The sequence below is a fragment of the Limnohabitans sp. genome (assembly GCF_040401495.1).
Lineage (GTDB): Bacteria > Pseudomonadota > Gammaproteobacteria > Burkholderiales > Burkholderiaceae_C > Limnohabitans.
Map to the genome: position 1 here is coordinate 17,542 of NZ_JBBAOI010000010.1, position 19,286 is coordinate 36,827.

At 53.3% G+C, this 19,286-nt stretch carries 21 protein-coding genes; 16 read left to right on the forward strand and 5 right to left on the reverse strand.

Annotated elements, in window-relative coordinates; all coding sequences use genetic code 11:
- The first annotated feature begins 21 nt into the window (after positions 1-21).
- Genes AC9UEO_RS08065 through AC9UEO_RS08075 form a run of 3 tightly spaced genes read left to right on the forward strand, consistent with a single transcriptional unit; the run spans position 22 to position 4,557 of the window.
- A complete protein-coding gene (locus AC9UEO_RS08065; RefSeq protein WP_509532088.1) occupies positions 22-3,222 on the forward strand; it encodes an efflux RND transporter permease subunit in 3,201 nt (1,066 codons plus the stop codon).
- Positions 3,215-4,378, forward strand: coding sequence for an efflux RND transporter periplasmic adaptor subunit (locus AC9UEO_RS08070; protein WP_509531956.1), 1,164 nt, complete (start codon positions 3,215-3,217; stop codon positions 4,376-4,378). The genes AC9UEO_RS08065 and AC9UEO_RS08070 overlap by 8 nt, the downstream gene beginning before the upstream one ends.
- A complete protein-coding gene (locus AC9UEO_RS08075; protein WP_509531959.1) occupies positions 4,375-4,557 on the forward strand; it encodes a VOC family protein in 183 nt (60 codons plus the stop codon). Before AC9UEO_RS08070 ends, AC9UEO_RS08075 begins: the two co-directional genes overlap by 4 nt.
- Before the next feature lie 116 nt (positions 4,558-4,673).
- Here the strand turns inward: AC9UEO_RS08075 and AC9UEO_RS08080 are convergent, their stop codons facing one another.
- Positions 4,674-5,084, reverse strand: a complete 411-nt coding sequence (locus AC9UEO_RS08080) for a hypothetical protein (protein ID WP_509531962.1) — start codon at positions 5,082-5,084, stop codon at positions 4,674-4,676.
- On the opposite strand from AC9UEO_RS08080, the gene AC9UEO_RS08085 reads away from it, so the two are divergent.
- Both AC9UEO_RS08085 and AC9UEO_RS08090 read left to right on the forward strand, forming a co-directional pair.
- Positions 5,067-5,276 (forward strand): hypothetical protein, encoded by a 210-nt coding sequence (locus AC9UEO_RS08085; RefSeq protein WP_509531965.1) that lies wholly within the window; start codon positions 5,067-5,069, stop codon positions 5,274-5,276. The genes AC9UEO_RS08080 and AC9UEO_RS08085 overlap by 18 nt on opposite strands.
- On the forward strand, positions 5,273-6,181 hold the full coding sequence (locus AC9UEO_RS08090; RefSeq protein ID WP_509531968.1) for a GNAT family N-acetyltransferase: 909 nt from the start codon (positions 5,273-5,275) through the stop codon (positions 6,179-6,181). The genes AC9UEO_RS08085 and AC9UEO_RS08090 overlap by 4 nt, the downstream gene beginning before the upstream one ends.
- An 8-nt stretch (positions 6,182-6,189) precedes the next feature.
- Here the strand turns inward: AC9UEO_RS08090 and AC9UEO_RS08095 are convergent, their stop codons facing one another.
- From AC9UEO_RS08095 to AC9UEO_RS08105, 3 genes are read right to left on the reverse strand one after another with little or no spacing between them, the layout of a single operon-like run.
- Positions 6,190-6,609 carry an SET domain-containing protein-lysine N-methyltransferase gene (locus tag AC9UEO_RS08095; RefSeq protein WP_509531971.1) on the reverse strand — a complete coding sequence of 140 codons (420 nt, stop codon included), beginning with the start codon at positions 6,607-6,609 and terminating at the stop codon, positions 6,190-6,192.
- A 2-nt stretch (positions 6,610-6,611) separates the two neighbouring features.
- Complete coding sequence (locus tag AC9UEO_RS08100) at positions 6,612-7,916, reverse strand: serine hydrolase domain-containing protein (protein WP_509531973.1); 1,305 nt, start codon at positions 7,914-7,916, stop codon at positions 6,612-6,614.
- 59 nt (positions 7,917-7,975) lie between these two features.
- Complete coding sequence (locus AC9UEO_RS08105) at positions 7,976-8,983, reverse strand: NAD-dependent epimerase/dehydratase family protein (protein WP_509531976.1); 1,008 nt, start codon at positions 8,981-8,983, stop codon at positions 7,976-7,978.
- Positions 8,984-9,093: 110 nt separating this feature from the next.
- On the opposite strand from AC9UEO_RS08105, the gene AC9UEO_RS08110 reads away from it, so the two are divergent.
- Genes AC9UEO_RS08110 through AC9UEO_RS08145 form a run of 8 tightly spaced genes read left to right on the forward strand, consistent with a single transcriptional unit; the run spans position 9,094 to position 16,869 of the window.
- Positions 9,094-9,849 (forward strand): phosphatase PAP2 family protein, encoded by a 756-nt coding sequence (locus AC9UEO_RS08110; RefSeq protein WP_509531979.1) that lies wholly within the window; start codon positions 9,094-9,096, stop codon positions 9,847-9,849.
- Positions 9,846-10,766: a lysylphosphatidylglycerol synthase domain-containing protein gene (locus AC9UEO_RS08115; RefSeq protein ID WP_509531982.1), complete on the forward strand. Its 921-nt coding sequence runs from the start codon at positions 9,846-9,848 to the stop codon at positions 10,764-10,766. Before AC9UEO_RS08110 ends, AC9UEO_RS08115 begins: the two co-directional genes overlap by 4 nt.
- Positions 10,767-11,813, forward strand: coding sequence for a glycosyltransferase family 2 protein (locus AC9UEO_RS08120; RefSeq protein WP_509531984.1), 1,047 nt, complete (start codon positions 10,767-10,769; stop codon positions 11,811-11,813). It abuts the gene before it with no gap.
- Positions 11,800-13,368, forward strand: coding sequence for an ArnT family glycosyltransferase (locus tag AC9UEO_RS08125; protein WP_509531987.1), 1,569 nt, complete (start codon positions 11,800-11,802; stop codon positions 13,366-13,368). Before AC9UEO_RS08120 ends, AC9UEO_RS08125 begins: the two co-directional genes overlap by 14 nt.
- A 24-nt stretch (positions 13,369-13,392) precedes the next feature.
- Complete coding sequence (locus tag AC9UEO_RS08130) at positions 13,393-14,937, forward strand: glycosyltransferase family 39 protein (protein ID WP_509531990.1); 1,545 nt, start codon at positions 13,393-13,395, stop codon at positions 14,935-14,937.
- Positions 14,934-15,641, forward strand: a complete 708-nt coding sequence (locus AC9UEO_RS08135) for a phosphatase PAP2 family protein (RefSeq protein ID WP_509531993.1) — start codon at positions 14,934-14,936, stop codon at positions 15,639-15,641. Before AC9UEO_RS08130 ends, AC9UEO_RS08135 begins: the two co-directional genes overlap by 4 nt.
- Positions 15,642-15,701: 60 nt before the next feature.
- Complete coding sequence (locus AC9UEO_RS08140) at positions 15,702-16,457, forward strand: TerC family protein (RefSeq protein ID WP_509532090.1); 756 nt, start codon at positions 15,702-15,704, stop codon at positions 16,455-16,457.
- Between the two features lie 22 nt (positions 16,458-16,479).
- A complete protein-coding gene (locus AC9UEO_RS08145) occupies positions 16,480-16,869 on the forward strand; it encodes a hypothetical protein (RefSeq protein ID WP_509531996.1) in 390 nt (129 codons plus the stop codon).
- A gap of 31 nt (positions 16,870-16,900) precedes the next feature.
- On the opposite strand, the gene AC9UEO_RS08150 is transcribed toward AC9UEO_RS08145, so the two are convergent.
- Positions 16,901-17,455, reverse strand: coding sequence for a pentapeptide repeat-containing protein (locus AC9UEO_RS08150; RefSeq protein WP_509531999.1), 555 nt, complete (start codon positions 17,453-17,455; stop codon positions 16,901-16,903).
- 109 nt (positions 17,456-17,564) lie between these two features.
- Between AC9UEO_RS08150 and AC9UEO_RS08155 the strand changes: the two genes are divergently transcribed.
- Genes AC9UEO_RS08155 through lipP1 form a run of 3 tightly spaced genes read left to right on the forward strand, consistent with a single transcriptional unit; the run spans position 17,565 to position 19,275 of the window.
- A complete protein-coding gene (locus tag AC9UEO_RS08155; RefSeq protein ID WP_509532002.1) occupies positions 17,565-17,909 on the forward strand; it encodes a hypothetical protein in 345 nt (114 codons plus the stop codon).
- Entirely contained in the window at positions 17,900-18,322 is a 423-nt protein-coding gene (locus tag AC9UEO_RS08160) for a hypothetical protein (protein WP_509532004.1), read from the forward strand. The genes AC9UEO_RS08155 and AC9UEO_RS08160 overlap by 10 nt, the downstream gene beginning before the upstream one ends.
- 14 nt (positions 18,323-18,336) lie before the next feature.
- A complete protein-coding gene (gene lipP1 / locus AC9UEO_RS08165) occupies positions 18,337-19,275 on the forward strand; it encodes a LipP1 family hormone-sensitive lipase (RefSeq protein WP_509532006.1) in 939 nt (312 codons plus the stop codon).
- Positions 19,276-19,286: the final 11 nt, after the last annotated feature.

Consider the following 19,286-nt stretch of genomic DNA (forward strand, 5'->3'; position numbering starts at 1 on the left):
ACCTAGGGGCTTAGAAGTATGCTGGTAGATGTGGTGGGCGTAGCCCTTAAAAGGCCTTATACATTTGTGGTGATGGCACTCTTGATGTTGGTACTCGGCCCTTTGGCTGCGATGCGAACACCGACAGATATCTTTCCTGAAATTCGCATACCCGTCATTGCAGTGGCGTGGGCTTATACGGGTTTGCCACCAGATCAAATGGCTGGGCGTATCACCACCTTGTATCAACGAGTGCTGACCACCACGGTGAATGACATAGAACACATAGAGGCCAATTCCTATGCTGGCGTTGGCATTGTTAAGATTTTTTTCCATCCGGGTGTCAATATCGCCGTAGCCAATGCGCAGGTGACAGCTATCTCTCAGGTGATGATTCGTCAAATGCCGCCCGGCACTTTGCCGCCCTTGATTGTGAATTACAACGCCTCGACCGTCCCCATTTTGCAATTAGCGTTATCGGGCAAGGGGCTATCAGAACAAAATTTGGCTGACCTCGGGCTCACACAAGTGCGCACCCCCTTGGTCACTGTCGCTGGTGCCGCTATTCCCTTTCCCTACGGTGGAAAGTCGCGTCTTGTTCAAGTGGATTTGAAATTACCCGAGCTTCAAGCGCGCGGCCTAAGCGCTCAAGACGTGGCCACTGCGCTAGCGGCTCAAAATATCGTCACGCCAGTAGGCACCCAAAAGATTGGCAGTTTCGAATACACCATCAACCTCAACAATGCGGCCACTGAGATCAAAGACTTGGCCAATATCCCCGTCAAGTCAGTTAATGGCGCAATGATTTACCTTCGAGATGTAGCCAATGTGCATGATGGCAACTCACCGCAAACCAATATTGTGCATGTCGATGGCAATCGCTCTGTATTGATGTCCGTACTCAAGAACGGCACCACGTCCACCTTGGCCATTGTCGATGGTGTGCGCGAAAAACTGCTAACCATGAAGGCTTCGTTACCACCTACTTTGGAAGTTAAACCTCTGAACGATCAATCGATTTTTGTGCGCTCAGCAATCAGTGGGGTTGCCATGGAAGGCGCGATTGCTGCGGCCTTGACCAGCGCGATGATTTTTCTTTTCCTAGGCAGTTGGCGCTCGACCATCATCATTGCCATCTCCATCCCTTTGTCCATCATGGGTGCCATCATGGGATTGGCCGCTCTTGGCGAAACGCTCAACATCATGACCTTGGGTGGTTTGGCATTGGCTGTCGGTATTTTGGTGGACGATGCCACCGTGACCATTGAAAACATCAACTGGCACCTTGAGCAAGGTAAAGATGTAGAGACTGCTATCTTGGACGGTGCTGCACAAATTGTCACGCCAGCCTTTATCTCGCTGTTGTGCATTTGTATTGTGTTTGTACCGATGTTTTTTTTAGACGGGGTTGCGCGGTTCCTGTTTGTGCCCATGGCTGAAGCGGTGATGTTGGCCATGGCGTTTTCTTTCTTTTTATCCAGGTCATTGGTTCCCACCATGGCCAACTATTTGCTCAAACCGCATGCAGCGCATACCGATATGCATGGCAACAACCAAAGCTTGCCCGCCAGTCGCAATCCTTTGGTTCAATTACAGCGAGGGTTTGAGTCGGGCTTTGAAAAATTTCGGGCAGGTTACCGAAATGTCTTGCATCTGGCCTTGTTCAACCGCATCAAAGTCATCACGGTTTTCATGAGTTTTATCTTGGCGTCATTTGCGCTCTTGCCTTATTTGGGCAGCAACTTCTTTCCTGATGTCGATGGTGGGCAAATTCTGATCCATGCTCGCGTCCCCATAGGAACGCGGGTAGAGGAGACTGCTGCTAGGTTTGCCGCTATTGAAAAAACTATTCTGAAGGTCATTCCGCCTGAAGAAATCACGACCTTGGTAGACAACATCGGCTTGCCACCCAGTTGGATTAACCTCATTTACAACAATACCGGCGTGATTGGCACCCAAGACGGCGACATCCAAATTGCTTTGCGTAAAGGACATTTACCGACAGCTGACTATGTTCGAGAACTGCGCAAAATCTTGCCAACGGAATTTCCAGATACCGTCTTTTCCTTTCCACCTGCAGACATCGTGAGTCAGATTTTGAATTTTGGCGCACCTGCACCGATTGATATTCAAATCAGGGGGGCGAATTTGGCAGGTAATTTTGAGTACGCCAATAAGCTGTTGAAGCAAATTCGTGGCATACCAGGCGTTGCTGATGCCCGCATACAACAATCAGCCAAAAGTCCAGTGTTTGACGTGACCATGGACCGCGGACAAGCCCAAGACCTTGGGATCACGCCCAGAGATGTCACCAACAACTTGGTGGTCAATCTTGCAGGTAGCAGCCAAGTCGCACCAACCTATTGGCTCAATCCCGTTAATGGCATTTCCTACAGCGTGGTCATGCAAGCGCCTCAATACAACTTAGATTCGTTAAGTGATTTGGCGAATCTTCCAGTGTCCTCTGGGGTTAATAACAACCAACAACTATTGGGTGGGATTGCCAGCTTTAACCGAACCACCCGCAATGCCGTGGTGAGCCAGTACGACATTCAACCCATGGTGCAGATCAACGCTACCACCCAAGACACAGATTTGGGCACCGTGGCCAAAGAGGTGCGCCGCGTCATTGCTGAAACCGAAGCCGATTTACCCAAAGGAACCAAAGTGGTTTTACTGGGTCAGGTGAGAACCATGGAAAAAGCCTTTTCTGGTTTGCTGTGGGGCTTGTTGGCCGCTGTGGTGCTGATTTATTTCTTGATCGTGGTGAATTTTCAGTCTTGGCGAGACCCCTTTGTGATCATCAGCGCTCTTCCTGCAGCACTGGCGGGTATTGTGTGGATGTTGTTCGCCACCCGCACAACATTGTCCGTGCCTGCCTTGACCGGTGCCATCATGTGCATGGGTGTGGCAACTGCCAATAGCGTGCTGGTCATTAGCTTTGCCCGCGAGCGCCTAGATGAATGGGGTGACCCTTTGGCCGCGGCATTGGACGCAGGCTTTGTGCGGTTCAGGCCGGTGCTGATGACGGCTTTGGCCATGATCATTGGCATGATTCCCATGGCATTGGGCTTGGGTGAAGGCGGCGAGCAAAACGCACCGCTAGGGCGAGCTGTTATCGGCGGACTTTGCTTTGCCACAGTTGCCACCTTGGTCATCGTCCCTCTTATATTTAGTCTGGTTCATACCCAACGTGGGCAATCACGCTCCACACCCTCGTCTTTCGGAGTAAAGCATGCTTGAGTCGTCAACCCCTACTGTGTCGCGCGGCCTGCTATGGACCGCCCTGTTGTTGGGCGCTGCAGTGGCAGCTTATGTGGTTTACAGCGGCATCAGTTCACGCTCAACAGATGCAAAACTTCTGAAGGACCATGCTCAAACGCAAACGGTCATGACCGTTTCCGTCATCCCCCCGGCACCAGCCAATGCAACCCCTACCTTAGACTTACCAGGTCGCATCGAAGCTTTTTCCAAAGCGCCTATTTATGCTCGCATCAGTGGCTATTTGAAAAGTTGGAAAGTAGACATCGGTTCGCATGTCAAAGCAGGCCAACTGTTGGCTGAAATCGATACACCAGACCTTGATCAACAAATCCTTCAAGCCAAGGCTGAGTTAGCCAGCACGCAAGCCAATGCGGCCCTCTCGGAAAACACCGCCAAGCGTTGGCAATCTTTGCTGGCCACCAATTTTGTCTCTTCTCAAGCCGTGGAAGAAAAACTCGGCGATCTTAAAGCCAAGCTAGCCATTGTTGCAGCCTCTCAAGCCAATGTCAGCCGTGTTGAAGCCCTGAAAAACTTCAGCCGCATCGTTGCCCCATTTGATGGGGTCATCACCGCTCGCAATACCGATGTGGGTGCGCTGATCAACGTGGGGGGCAGTGCAGGCAGCGAATTATTTGTGGTCTCTGACATCAAACGTTTGCTTTTGTATGTGAATTTGCCACAAACCTATGTGGCACAAATTCAAAAAGGCGCCATCGCCAAGTTCACAGTGCCAGAAAGTCCCGGAAAAACCTTCATCGCCAAAGTGCAGACCATGTCGCAGGCTATCAACTCGGGGTCGGGCAGCATGCTGGTTCAGCTTTCAGCTGAAAACGCCAGCGGTACTTTGTTGCCCGGAGGATTTGCAAACGTTAGCTTTGAGTTACCTGGTATTTCTTCCAGCCTGAGTTTGCCGCCCAGCGCCTTGATTTTTACCAAAGCTGGCTTGCGTGTAGCGACTGTTTCGCCAGAAAACAAAGTGGTACTTAAAGCAGTGGTGATAGGACGTGATTACGGTAACAAGGTAGAACTGTCTTCAGGCTTGGAAGCATCGGACAGAGTGATTGAAAGCCCCCCTGATGGCATCACCGATGGCGACGTTGTGAAAGTCGCTGCTGCAGAACCCAAGAAGCCATGAATAGGCCTACGCATCGCAATCGAGTTGCTTGGTTTGAAATTCATGTCGCAGATATGCAACGTGCCATTGACCATGGTGGTCGAGTTTTCAAAGCCAAACGCAGCATCGGATCGAACGGCTTTATTGCCATCATTGGCTACACCGATGGCAATGCAATTGGACTGCATTCAATCAAGTAAGTCGAGAGCATTGAAGTCTAAACATTTGTTTGTAAATCGTTTAAATCACCTAAAGAAACAAAAAAGGATTTCTTGACGCAACATGTCAAATCCGTTAATAATTATTCATGTTGTTGCTATGTGTTCACTACATAAGGATTTTTGGTTTGAAGCTCGTTCGATGATGCCGATTTCAAACCTACCGAAGCTTGATGACACTTGTATTTGTTTGCCCCATGCGCACTTCTTTGGTCGCACCATGTATCGCTCGGAGTTGATGCGTGTTGTTTGACCACTGCGCCGAATGCCAGCGTTGCTGTAACGTTGAGCCTGGTTATCCCTCCCTTGAAATAACCCTCACCCGAAAAGAAGAAAAACGGCTTGGCAGCATTTGCATCCAAACCCAATGCGACCACCTTGGCTCCCAAGGTTGCTCGCTTGGCGAAGCCAAGCCTTTTGGTTGCACGCTTTACCCTTTGAGCTACAACCCCCAAAAACAAAATTTCTACTTTGATGCTGACTGCCCCTTGATGGATGTTTATACCCAAGGCTTGTCAGACGTCAACAGCGATGCCTCAGCCCATATGGCCAAGGTTTCGCGTACCGTGGCCAAACTCGAAGCCACTGACCCTGTGTTCTTGCAAGAAAACTTCGCAGTAGATAAAACCTATTTCGACTTGAAAAAAATAAAACCTAAAAAAACCAAACCTAAAAAATCAACACAAAAGGCAACACTATGAATGGCACGCTTTACCAGTTTAAACCTGCGAACTTGTTCTCCTCGGCACCCAAAGTGCGGCATGTGGGATACCAAAGTTGGACCGAGGACAATTTACTGGTTGAAAGCGACCACAACGATATTCTTTACTACACCACCCGTTGGGATGCGCTTTGTCCCTATATCAATGTCTCTGAAGAGATGATGAACTTCGCACCGCGCCCGTTTGTGGTGTATGCGCTTCCCCCCGACAGCCCCTACGGAGTGCCTATCAACGACAAGTATGGCTTGGTCGATACCTTTGCAGACGACTTCTGGACTGAAGCCCGTCGTGAACGCAAATTTCGCGAACTCGACAAGCAATATAAACATTTCACTTACACCGAGGAGCTTATTCCTGGCAGCCAACTGAGCATTGACGATATGTTCGAAATGGGGGGAGAGCACTTCGCCAACTACTGCATAGATGACCGCGAGGTAGCGGGCTTTGTCGACTACGTACGCGACTTGCAAGTTTTGGTCTTAAGGGTGCGCGACACAGAGGGTGAGTTGGTGCTGACCGACGTTTCTATATTGCTGCCAAAGTACAACCAGCTCTATGGTAGTTTTTGCCAATGGAACCGTGCCCATAAAAATCGTTCACCTGGCATTTACGCCTGTTTGCAAGCTTGCCGCTGGGCTGCAAAGAATGGGTTGCGCTACTACAACCTCGGCCCCGTCGACGACTATGGCTACAAAGCTTTATTTGTGACCGACTTTGAGCCTATTTACGCCATGGCATTGATTGATCCGGCTCACCCCTTGGCCACGGATCCCACCTCGCCTTTGGTCACTGACTTCAAACCCCATCAGTTCAACCAAATCTTCCGAGATGAAACCGCCGTTACCCAAACCGACGACACCATGGTTTTGGCCATGGTGGGTTAATCTGGTTTTCAGAAAAAGTGCTTCTCACCGAAACTGACGTCGTAATCGATAAATAACTCTTCACCTTCAGCGATTTTCCTAAGGCTGATCAGCACGCCTGCTTTCTTAAACTTCAGGTTCGGTTTTTTGGAGTGGTTGAGATAGACCGCCAAATCGAATGAATTGAGCCCGATCGTAGGTATAGATACAGTTTTCTTGTTGTAGAAGCAAAAGGTATCGATTTGTTGCCTGACACCCTTGGGTAAGTCTTTAATCAGCTTTTTCTCAATGTCCACCTCCTTGACGTTCAAGTAACTCCTAAGTGGGTGAATACCTTTGGGAATATCTCGCACGGCAAACACGCCTATGCCGTGTACAGGTGAAACCCCCAATTTGCAATAAACCTCTTTGTTTAGGTGATCGATCAGCTTTTTTTCTGAGATGGGCATTTTTACTCCAATGCTTGGTAAACCATTTGTTTGACCATGCGCCGATAGTATTGGCGAATGGGACCAGGGGTTTGCGCCATCAGCACCCCAATAAGCTGCTCTTTGGGGTCTACCCAAAAAAACGTACCACCCGCACCTGCCCAAGCATAGTCGCCTTCAGAGCCTGGCACGCTGGCCAAACCTGCGCCTTGGCGAACCATGAACCCTAGGCCAAAGGTATAGCCTTGTACGCCCATTAGAAGTTCGCCTGGCTGCAAGGGCGTGGCGACTTTGGGCCCCAGATGGTCAGAGGTCATCAGTGCAACCGTTGTTCTGCTGAGATATCGTCGACCATCCAAGCTGCCGCCGTTGAGAAGCATCTGGCAAAACCGAAGGTAATCGTCTGCGGTGGTGCTTAGACCAGCGCCGCCAGAGTCATTGCCCTGAGCCTTGGTGACGTCTAACATGGCCGCCATGGGCGCTTTGGTGAGGGGGTCAACAGCCAGCGCTTGTGCCAGCCTGTCTACCTTGCTGGCAGGCACCACAAAGTGAGTGTCTTTCATGCCCAAGGGTTTGATCAATCTTTCTTCTAGCAAGATGCTTAAAGGCTTTTTGCCAACAACTTCTAAAACACGGCCAAGCATGTCGGTGGACAAACTGTATTCCCAAGTGCTGCCAGGCTGCCATTGCAAAGGCGCTTTGGCAAATGCTTCAATCTGTTGCTCAGGCGTGAGCGTGATCCACACAGAAGGAATGTCGGGGGAGAACAATCCAGCTTGCTGGTAAGCACTGCGCATGCTGGGTGAGCGGGTAAATTCAGGGTAGGTAATGCCTGAGGTATGCCGCAACAAATCATAAACAGTGATTTGCCTTGTTGCTGGCACTGTGGCACTGGCGGCATCGGCGGGATTGGCCAAAACTTGCATATTGGCCAATGCAGGGAGAAATTTACCCACGGGGTCGGCCAGCTGTAGTTGACCTTCCTCGACCATCATCATCGTCAAAACCGACGCCATGGGTTTGGTCATTGAATATGCACGAAACAAGCTGTCACGCTTTAAAGGCTTGCCTGTCGCAGGGTCTTGCAAGCCCACCACCTCGGCATGAACCACGGCGCCTTTACGCGCAACCAGCAATACTGCACCAGGCATTCGCTGGGCATCAATTTCGGCTTGAATGACGGGGCGAATGCGTGTCAGTCGCTCTGCCACCAAGCCCTTGGAAGCGGGAGAAGCTGCAGGCAGATCGGATGCAACTGCGAGCAAGGGCAGCGCCAATGAAAGACTAACCATGCACAGCAAACGTTTTGAAAATGAGGGGTTCTTCATAGCTGGTCCTAGAAAATAGTTGGATAAATTGGGGGCTAATGGCGAGTCTAGGGGCAAATTCAGGTCATTGGGTCCCATGCCTCTAACCATTTCACGAAATGCTCCAAACCGGCATCCAAAGGGGTCTCGCGCCAGCTTCCCAGCATACCCACCAAGCGGTCTTCACTCGCGCAGGTCAAGGGCACGTCAGCTACCTGCATGGGCGCGTACTCGATGATGGGTTGACGCTTCAAATGGCCCGCCAGCATGTCAATGAAGGCGTTGACTTCAACCGGGCGCTGATGGCCCATGTTCACAATCTGAGCCGCTTGCACCAACTGGGGACTAGCAACCAAACCCACAATGGCTTCCACAATGTCATCCACATAGGTGAAGTCGCGGCGCAGCTTGCCCTCGCCAAAGACCTTTATGGGCAGTCCTCGGCGAATGTTTTGGGCAAACATAAAAGGGGCCATATCGGTACGACCCCATGGGCCATACACCGTGAAGAACCGCATACCCAGCGACGCCATACCGTACTGCGAGTGGTAGGCGTAGGCCATCATTTCATTGGCCATTTTGGTGGCAGCATAAAACGATTTCGGTTGGTCGGTACGGTCGGTTTCCATGAAAGGGACTTGGCTGCGCATTCCGTAAACGCTGGACGAGCTGGCGTAGAGCAAACGCGGCACTTGCTGGCGGTGGCAAGCATCCAGCACATGGGAAAAACCCACCAGATTGGGTGTGACAAAATCCATGGGCGCTTGCATGGAATGTCTGACACCTGCTTGCGCTGCCAAGTGCACCACCGTGTCGGGTTGCCACTGTCCCACCACTGAAGCAAAGGCATCGGTTTGCCCTATATCGATTTGAAAATACTTTACCCCGCACTTGGTAACACAGGCTGCCAACCGCTCTTTGCGCAAGCGTGCCAAAAACGGGTCTGCCGCATCAGCGGCCCCACCGATGCCCGTGGCGGGGTCAACTTTGTCGCAACCGGCCACTTCAAAGCCCAAGGCATGCAAGCTTTTCACCAAGTGTGAGCCTATGAAACCCGCCACACCTGTTACCAATACTTTTTTGCTCATGTCATTCAATCGTTGGAATTCATTGCTTGTTGAGACTCAGATCCGTCATGCGCCAGCTTTTTAGCTCAATTCCGCGGGTATCGGCAAGAAGCCAGTCGATCGCACTGGCCATGGCCACACTTTTGCTGATTTTGGCTTGGGCACTGTGGCGCTCGGATTGGAACCGCGAGGCCATGCTGGCCGTGCACTCAGCCGACTTGGGACCTGCATGGCTTTGGATTTTCCTGACCCAAGGGGGTGACGCTGCAGTTGTACTGCTGTTGTTGCTGGCGGCGGGCAGATCTACTCGCCAAGGTGCGGCTTTGGCCGTCAAAGGTTTCTTGATTGGTTCTGTGGTCTCACCCGCTTTGAAGATGTGGTTGTCGGTGCCTAGGCCTTTGGCAGTGTTGGATATCACACTGCTCAGCCCCATGGGCAACCCGCCTGCGTCTGCCAACGCCATGCCCTCCGGACATGCCTTGGCAGCGTCAACCTTGGTCTGCCTGATCGTGCTCATGTATCCCTCACTTTTGCGCCGCAAGGCATTACTGATCCCTTTGATTTTAGGTGGCTTGGTGGTGGCCTTCTCAAGGGTGGTGGTGGGAGCCCATTGGCCAGCGGATGTGATCGCAGGCCTAGGGCTAGGCATATGGATCGCTTGGTTGGCTCAGCGCTGGGAATGGTGGTGGTCCTGGACGCCTTATTTGTCTGCACGTTCTGGCAGTTGGCTGTTGCTTATTTTGGAGGCAGGCTTGGCGATCTATGTGGTGCTAACCGCGCCCCCAGATTTTGCGGCCAAAGCGGCAATGGGCTTGGTTGCACTCATAGGACTGCTGAGCGCTGTGAGCCGTTACTTGGGTTTGCAGCACCAAAGGTCGCAGGGATGACTGCGCGGTTTGCGCTTAAAAAGTGGTCGAAACTGTTGCTGGGCTGGAGCCTAGGCGGGTTGTTGCTGTTTTGGTTGCTCAGGCATGTAGACGCCTCGGGCATGACGCAAAGCGCGGCGAAATTGCCTGCTTGGTTGTGGCTGGCTTGCACGCTGCTGTGGCTGCTGAGTTTTGTGTTTCGTGGCCATCGTCTGCAACAAGAGTGGCATTGGCGCAGGCCAGTGAATTTGCTAACAGCCATGCGCTTGGTGCTGTTGCATAACGCAGCGGTGCTGTTGTTGCCCTTTAGAGCGGGCGAAGCGGGCTACCCCTTGCTGGTCAAACACGTTTTTGCCGCCCCTGTGACTCAGTCGTTACGAAGTTTGATGTGGCTGCGCATTCAAGATGCTGGTGTTTTGGGCTTGCTACTGGTGTGGCTGTGGCCAGATTTGCACTGGGCATGGCCAGTACTTTGTAGCGGTGTACTTTTGGGCTTGGTCATGTTGCCCGCCAAGTATTGGCTTTTGCTGCTCAAGCGTCGAAGCGCTTGGGCACGGGTATTGCGCAGCATGCTGCACCGCAGAGCCGCACGCAGCGCTTGGCTGCTGTCGCTTGGCAACTGGGTCTGCAAGCTGTGCGTGGTGGCCATCTTGCTGTCTTCGCTTTTGGACATACCCGTCAAAGCTGCTTTTCAAGGCGCATTAGGCGGCGAGTGGGCTGGTTTATTGCCATTGCAAGGCCCTGCAGGACTGGGAACTTACGAAGCAGGTGTTTGGCTAGCGGCTGGCATCACCGACGCCCATGTGGCCACCCAATTACCAGCAGCCGCCTTGCTGGTCCACGTTTTTTGTCTGTCGGTATCCTTGGGTGCGGCTCTCCTTGCCTGGGCAGTATTACGCTGGCCACAACCCGCATCTGCAAATAGCGACAATAGCTGAATGACCTCCCCGAACATGCCCCACCCGCACGACGCCACCGAAGCAATGCCCAGCCGAATACCAGCACACCGCTTATCGGTGGTGGTACCCATGTACAACGAAGTCGAGCTCGCTGCCGATTTGATCGACGCCGTTCAAGCTGCGCTCAGCCACTACCCTTGGCCCTGGGAATTGGTCATCATCGATGATGGCAGCACCGACGGCACATGGTTTCGCTTGAGCCAGCACGCCGCCGAGGTCGGACCACACATCCGTGCTTTACGTTTACAGCGTAACTTTCGCCAAACCGCCGCCATGCAAGCTGGCATCGACTGCGCCAGAGGGGACGTCATCGTCACCATGGACGGCGACTTGCAAAACGACCCACGTGACATTCCCATGCTGGTCGAGCACCTGCTGCGCGAAGACAAAGATATCGTGGCGGGCTGGCGGCAAAACCGTCAAGATGGTTTTTTGTTGCGCAAAATCCCCTCCTACTTTGCCAACCGCCTTATTCGCAAGGTAAGTGGTCTGAACTTCAAAGATTTGGGCTGTAGTTTGAAAGCCTTTAGGGCGCCGGTTTTGCGCAAAATTCGCCTCTATGGCGAAATGCACCGCTTTATCCCCGCTTGGCTCTCGACTGTCACTTCACCTGACCGCATGGCCGAATTACCAGTACGCCACCACGCTCGAACCAAAGGTCAATCCAAATACGGCATATCCCGCACCCTGCGGGTGATCGTGGACTTGCTGTCCATCCATTATTTTTTGCGCTTCGGTACACGTCCTGGCCACTTTTTTGGCGGCATTGGCTTGGCGGTGTTAGCGCTTGGCATGGGCATATTGGTTTATTTGATGGCGCTGAAATTCATGGGCGAATCCATTGGCACGCGGCCCTTGATGTTCGTTGGCTTTTTCTGTGTATTGGGTGGCTTGCAGTTCCTCACAACTGGCGTGCTGGCCGAGTTACTGATGCGCACCTATTACGAAGGTGGCAAAGCGCAGGCCTACCATTTGGTGGACGCGCCTACCCCGCAACACAACGAAGGCTGGCATGGCAGGGTCTGAAGCGCCCATTCGGCGCTGGTGGCTAGGGCTAGGCGCATTGCTGTTGCTGGGCTACTTCTTACTGGGCCTAGGCCAAAGCCTGTTGTTTGATGTAGATGAAGGGGCTTTTTCCGAAGCCACCCGCGAAATGGTGGTCAGTGGCGACTGGGGCCACACTACCCTCAATGGCGCTGACCGCTTTGACAAGCCCATAGGTGTGTATTGGCTGCAAGCCCTTAGCGTGAAGGTTTTTGGCATAAGTGAATTCGCCTTGCGACTGCCCTCTGCACTGGCAACTTGGCTTGCTTGTTTGGCGCTGGCAATGAGCGCCTACCAAGCTTGGGGGCCCCGCGCCGCTATGCTGGCTGCCATGGTCTTTGCCAGCAGTTTGGGGCCTTGGGCCATGGCACGAACCGCCACCGCGGACGCTTTGCTGGGTCTGTGGCTGATGCTCAGCGCCTTGGATCTGTGGCGCTACCTCTGCAACAACGACCGACGAGCACTCAGGCGAATGGCTTTATGGATGGCCTTGGGGGTACTCACCAAGGGGCCGGTGGCTTTGCTGATACCAGCGTGCGTGCTGTTGCTTTGGCAATGGTTGGGGCCTTCGCCAGGTTTGGTTTTTCGAACCTTGCGGGATGGTTGGTCTTGGCTTATCTTTGGCACAGTGGCCGCGCCTTGGTATGTCTATGCATGGCTGCGCCATGGCGATGCTTTTATCCAAGGTTTTTTTCTGCGCCACAACTTAGACCGCTTCAGTGCGCCCATGGAAGGTCATAGCGGGGGGTGGTTGTACTTTGTACTCGTCTTGCCTTTGCTTTGGATGCCTTGGACGCCGCTGGCCATCAGTTTGGTGCCTCGATGGAAACAACTGTGGGATACCCCGCTCTTGCGCTTTGCCTTGGTATGGACTGGCTTTGTGGTGGTGTTTTTTTCATTGTCGGCCACCAAGTTGCCGCACTATGTGTTGTATGCGGCGCCTGGTGTGGTGCTGTTGCTGACCTATGCTGGGCTGCATGCCAACAACCGTTGGTGGTGGGCGTGTGCGGTTTTATTGACGGCTTGGATGGTCCTGCTGCTAACGCTTCCTGACCTTTTACGTGACCACCCCGAATGGATTGGTGACAGTCTTTACCGTGGTTTATTACAAAGCGCCGATACGCCCCACTTTGTGCGATCCATCAGCGCAGCGGTGCTTCTGGTGCAAGTGCTGTGGCTGTTGTCGAGCCGTTTTTTACCTGTACCTCATCAACTGCCACGCTTTGGCTTGTTGGCCATGGGTAGCTGCGCTGTGCTGGGCTTGGGCGTGCTGCCTTGGTGGAGCCAAGCTTTACAGCAACCGGTCAACGCCTTGGCCTTGCACTCAGCAGGACAAAGCGCAGTGCAGTGGGGGGTGCATTTCCCCTCTTTTGCCTTGTACCGACAAAGCCCTGCACCCCGGCGCTCACCCGAAGAAGGAGAAATGGCTTTGGTACGAACCGACCGACCCACTTGGCCGACCCAATGGCCGGTGGTGGCAAGCGTTCGCGGCTTTGCTTTGGTTCAGCGCCCCGTGGGTTCTGCGCCAGCCCCTTGAACATCGAAAGAACCCCGTTTGGCCATGACTGAAGCGATACAAGCCCACAGCAAACGCTCAGATACAGGCTGGCCAGTCTGGGCTTTTGTGTTGCTACTGTTGCCCGGACTTTGGCTAATGCGCATGATCACCGCCGCCCACAGCGGTGCAGGCCTGTTTGTCGATGAAGCCCAGTATTGGGAATGGAGTCGTGATCTGGCTTGGGGCTATTACTCCAAGCCACCTTTGTTACCTGTCTTGATCAAGTTATCGGTTTGGGTGGCAGGCGACAGCACAACGGGTGTGCGCTGGCTAGTCCAGCTGTGTTGGGCAGTGGTGCCCTTGGTGCTGTGGCGACTGGGTTGGGAGATGCAGCGCGACAACCAAGCGGCCTTTGGCTCCTCCCACGCAGTGGGCGCCTGGGCGGCAGCATTGTTGGCCAGCACATTGGCCAGTGGGGTGCTGGGTCAAGTTGCCACCACTGATGGACCTTTGATGCTGTGCTGGGCTTTGCAACTGTGGTTGATGTGGCGAGCTTTGGCACAGCCGCATCAGCTTGGTCGCTGGCTTTTGTTGGGATGGGTGCTGGCCTTGGGTGTATTGTCCAAGTACACCATGGCCGCCGTACTTGCAAGCTGGGGCCTTTGGTGGTTCAGCCATCGCTCAGCTGCTGTCACCAAGGGCATGGCGCTGGCCTTGGGAGTGGCGACACTGGCCATGCTGCCCCATGTGGCTTGGAACCAAGCCCACGACTGGCCCACCCTGAAACACACGGCAGATTTGCTCTCGGGTGCAAACGCTTCTGTTGGGTTCTCCATGGCGACCGTGGCGCTTCGCTTCGCTGAGTATGTGGTTTCACAGGCCTTGGTGGCCGGCCCTGTGTTCTTGCTCATACTTTGTATTGCACTGTGGCGATGGAAGTTTCGCCAGCCCTTGCCTACCTTGCCTTTGCTTTCTCCTGCTCGCTGGGCATGGCAGGCCAGCTGGCCTTTGTGGCTGATTGGGGCAGTGCAAGCCATGCAAGGAACGGCCCAAATCAATTGGCCTGCACCCGCGCTGCTGGGGGCGTGTATGGTGCTGGGCTGGGGGTTGGCATCGCGCACCAGCGCATGGCGTTGGCGAGAGCCGGTTGGGGTGGTGCTGGTGTCTGCGCTGCTGGCCAGCGCTTTGTCGCTGGGCGGCGACTGGCGACAACGCCTTGGTCTGCCTGTGCAAAAGTCGCAATGGGATTTATGGGGACGTGCCAAAGGTTGGGAAAGCGCATTGAACACACTTCGTCCCTTGCTGGCTCAGCATCCGCAAGCAACCTGGGTGGCACTGGACCGCACCCTCATCGTCCATGCCGCCTACGCTTGGCGCGACCAAGCAAGCTTGGCATTGAGTTGGCAGCAAACCCCCTTCCCCTTGCACCATTACGACTTGCTCTACCGCTTTGATCCGTCGCAACACCCTGAACCCGTCTTGCTGCTGGTCATGGGAGAGCTTCCAGCCTGGGTCCGTACGCGCTATGGGCAGGTGCAATTGATATCTGACCACCAGCCCATGGGACGACAGATCTTCCTATGGTTGTTAAAAGATCCTCAGCCATGAAAGCGCGTGACACGGAGCTGCTGGTGGGCGCGGTCGGTTTGGCTGTGTCCGTCGCTCTCTTTACCTTGTGGGCTGAACTGGATGTATTGGTCACGCGGTATTTTTTTGAGGCAAGCGGTCCAAGCTTTCCCGCCAACCAATGGGGCTGGGTCCATGCGGTGTATGTGGCAACGCCATGGCTTAGCCGAACCCTGTTTGTGCTGGGCTGGGTGGCGTGGTGGCTTCTTCCACGCCTGGGGTTCGCCTCAGCCAAGGTATGGCGCAGACGCTTGCTGGCTTGGCTGATCATGGCAGTGCTGGGCTTGGGTCTGGTGGTGGACTGGGCCTTGAAGGACAACGTCGGCCGTCCCCGCCCCGAGCAGTTAGAACTGTTTGGCGGCAGCAAACCTTTTGTGCCAGCCTTTGAACTGAGTTCGCATTGCGATGTGAACTGCGGCTTTGTCAGCGGCCACGCTGCTGCGGGTTTCAGTCTCATGACTTGGGGTATGTGGGCTGCTTGGTCTAGACGCAAACGCTGGCTGGGCGTGGGCTTGGCAGCAGGACTGTTCATAGGCAGCGTACGCATCGCACAAGGGGGGCATTTCTTGAGCGATGTGGTTTTTTCAGGCTGGGCTGTCTGGTTAACTTATCTATTGATACGCTATGTTGGACTGCTCCTGAGGTGGCAGCGCAGCAAACGCACTGCGCCGCCTTTATTGCCCTAAATTTTATGCAGATATAGATAGGCTACAGTTCTGCTCTGATTCTTAACTACCTTGGTTTATCTGATGGAACTTCTGACGGATCCGCACATGTGGGTGGCTTTGGCCACCTTGACCTTGCTGGAGTTGGTGCTGGGCATCGACAACATCATTTTCATCTCTATCTTGGTCAGCAAACTGCCCAAAGCCCAGCAAGAAATGGCGCGGCGCATTGGTTTGTTCATGGCAATGTTCATGCGCATCGGCTTGCTGCTTTTACTGTCAGTGATCATTGGTTTGGTCGAACCCCTGATCACAATTTTGGGGCAAGCTTTTTCGGGGCGAGATTTGATTTTGCTCGCTGGTGGTTTGTTTCTAATTTGGAAAAGCACGGGTGAAATTCACCACTCGCTAGAAGGCGATGAGGCGCCAGCCGCCGTGAAAGCCAAAGTGAACGTGATGGCCATCATTGTGCAGATCATGCTGATCGATTTGGTGTTTTCACTCGACTCCATCATCACTGCCGTGGGCATGGTCGACGATGTGCGCATCATGATTGCGGCAGTGGTCGTGTCCCTTGGTTTGATGATGTTTTTTGCCAAGTCGATTGGCGAGTTTGTTGAGGCCCATCCCTCCATCAAAATGTTAGCCTTGAGTTTTTTGGTGGTGGTCGGAGTGGTGTTGGTGGCGGAAGGCTTTGGTCACCATGTACCCAAAGGCTATATCTACTTTGGCATGGCTTTCGCCTTTGGTGTGGAAATGCTCAATATCCGCTTTCGCAAAAAACGCTCCCATGCTGTGCAACTTCGCCAATCAACCATTCCAGGTGAAGATGATTGATGGTGTTTTATTCAAATCCTTGATGAGGGTCACGCTGGTGGTATTTGCCTTGTGGCCAGCGCTGGGTTTAAGCCAAAGCACGAGTTGCCTGCAAAGCACAGCCTACTACGCTGAGTTTTACCAAGGCTTGTACACCATGCACAGGCATGGCTTAGATACTTTTGCCACCGATTCGCCTGATCGACAGTTGTATTTTTTTCAGGTGCAGCGCAACGGCGACAAAGTTCAAGCCAATGTGGTGAAAAGTGTGCAAGCCGACAATGCTTTGTCGGCCAGCGAGAAAACCAAACTCACTCAACTGCACCATGCCGTTGGACAGCGTTTTCGTAGCTTGGCGGCCTCTGACGCCCAAAACGCTCAGCCCAAAGACAAGGCGGGGGTTTTGCTGGCTTTACAAGAAGCTTGTCTGTAAAAATTGGCTTTTAGCAGCGCTTGAAAAACCACTAGCAACCCGAATCATTCACTGCCCCATCAGGCATCACAGTTTTACAAAACTTGGCGTCGTCGAGTTTGGCCTCATCCATCTTGGCCCCCTTCAGATTGGTGCCCACCAACACAGCGCCTTTCAAATTGGCCTTGGTCAGCACCGAATCACTTAAATCAGCCCCGCTCAGATTGGCTTCGCGCAGATAAGCGTTGGTGAAATTGGCCATGTGCAAATTGGCGCCACTGAAGTCAGTACGGCGCAAATTGGCATCCTCAAAATTGGTCACCAAGGTGCGTTTTTCCATGGGACGTTCTGCCATATTGGCCTTGTCCATCTTGGCCCCTGAAAGGTTGGCGTTTTGGAAGTCTGCCCCGCGCATATCGCGACCGCTCATGGCGGCATCGGTCAAGTCGCAGTATTTGCAGACATTGGTGGTTTTGAAGTCTTCGAACTTCGTGGGGTCAAACGCGCTGACTTGACAGGGCCATGCCCATGCAAAGGAAGACAACAACACGGCAAACATAGGGGATGAACATTTGGGAAACACAGGAATTCCTTCTAAAAGATCCATTTTGATAGGGAATAATACCCAACCCTTGGGCAGGTGGGAAATACATGGCGCCCATCCCGCTGATTGCTAACCATGCGATCATTACCAACCTACTGATGAGATCAGACCTATGTTGTTTGCCCATTCTCGCTTTTTTGCCTACAGCACGGCCACCTTAATACTGATGGTCGGGTTGGTTGGTGCCCTGTCAACAGCCAACGCTCAAACCGAAGTCGTACCCGCCCCAACCCCTGTCACCATCAACCAACCTGGCTCGCCTGCAGTGCTGATCGACGGCAACAAAATCATGGACGCTAAACCCGCTGTAGCGACCAAGCCGCGCAAACTTGCTGCGCCAGCACCTGCTGACAGCTACACCTCACGCGGCGGTGTGCCACAAAGCGCAACAGAGGAAACCCATTTGTCTAACGGCTTGGTATGCAAAACAGAAAAAGGTCAACGCACATGCCGTTAAATGGAAAAGCTTGGCTACTTTGCACAACCTTGTGGTTGGCGAGCTTAAGCGCTTGGGGCTATACCGTTACCTGCGAAGCCCAAGGTAGTTTTCCAGAGATGGAGAAAATCATCGTCAAGCCCGCTACGGTGGAAGTCAATATAGAGAGTATTGGCAACCACTTGTACATCAAGATCGAAGGACCCAAGCTTTACGGCATGTTTGTCAACACCTTGATCACCGAAGAATTCAAGGGCCAAGATCTGACCTCTAAAACGAGTATTTGGGTCAAGCGCAAACATGTCGCAAGCCAAGAAGAAACCGAAATCAAAATCACCCGACAACCTGTGACGCTTTATGCGATGAAAGATGTACAACGCTACGGTAAAAATTTAAAATTCTTGGTGACTGGTCCCTGTCAACTTCCCACTTAACGCGCAAACTCAGTATGCTCGACCCTCAAGCCCAAGCCCTCTTACAACTCATGGTGGACCGCGGTGTGCCTGCAGTCAACACCTTGCCACCCAAAGAAGCTCGCGATTTCTACGTCTTGCGCAAAGCTTTGACGCAACCCGATCCGCCCGTCATGTCGCATGTGCATGATCACTTGCCCCATTTGGGCGGTGTGCAAGTGCCTGTTCGCGAATACCGTCCCATGGGTGTCACAGCCACCACGGTATTGCCTGCATTGGTTTACTACCACGGGGGTGGATGGGTAATTGGAAACATAGAAACCCACGATGTACTGTGCCGCCAACTCAGCAATGCAAGCGGTTGTGCGGTGTTTTCCGTGGATTACCGCTTGGCCCCCGAGCATGTGTTTCCCGCTGCCTATAACGACGCACTGGCGGCTTTTCACTGGGTGGTGGCACAAGCTGCTTTCTTGCACATTGACCCACAACGAATTGCCGTGGGCGGCGACAGCGCTGGTGGCAACTTGGCTGCTGCAGTCAGTTTGGGCTGCAAAGACGCAACCCACAAACCCGCTTTTCAATTGCTGATTTACCCTGCCACCCAGATGTACCCCGACACCCCCAGCTACCACGCCAATGCTGAAGGCTATGGTTTGACTGCAGCCGCCATGCACTGGTTCATGGACCATTACCTGCCCACACGTGAGCATGGCAACCATTGGCGAGCTTCTCCGCTGAAAGCAAGCTCTCACGCTGGCTTACCCCCTGCGCTGGTTTTGACGGCTGGGTATGACCCTCTGAGAGATGAAGGCTATCTATACGCTAATGCTTTGTCTGCTGCTGGCGGCGTGGCCGAGTATGTTTGCTTTGAGCGTCAAATCCATGGCTTTATCACCATGGGTCGGGTTATGCGTGAAGCTTTGAGTGGCGTGGAAGTTTGTGCCCAAGCGCTGCGCCGTTATTTGAGTGCCTAAAACCGAACATC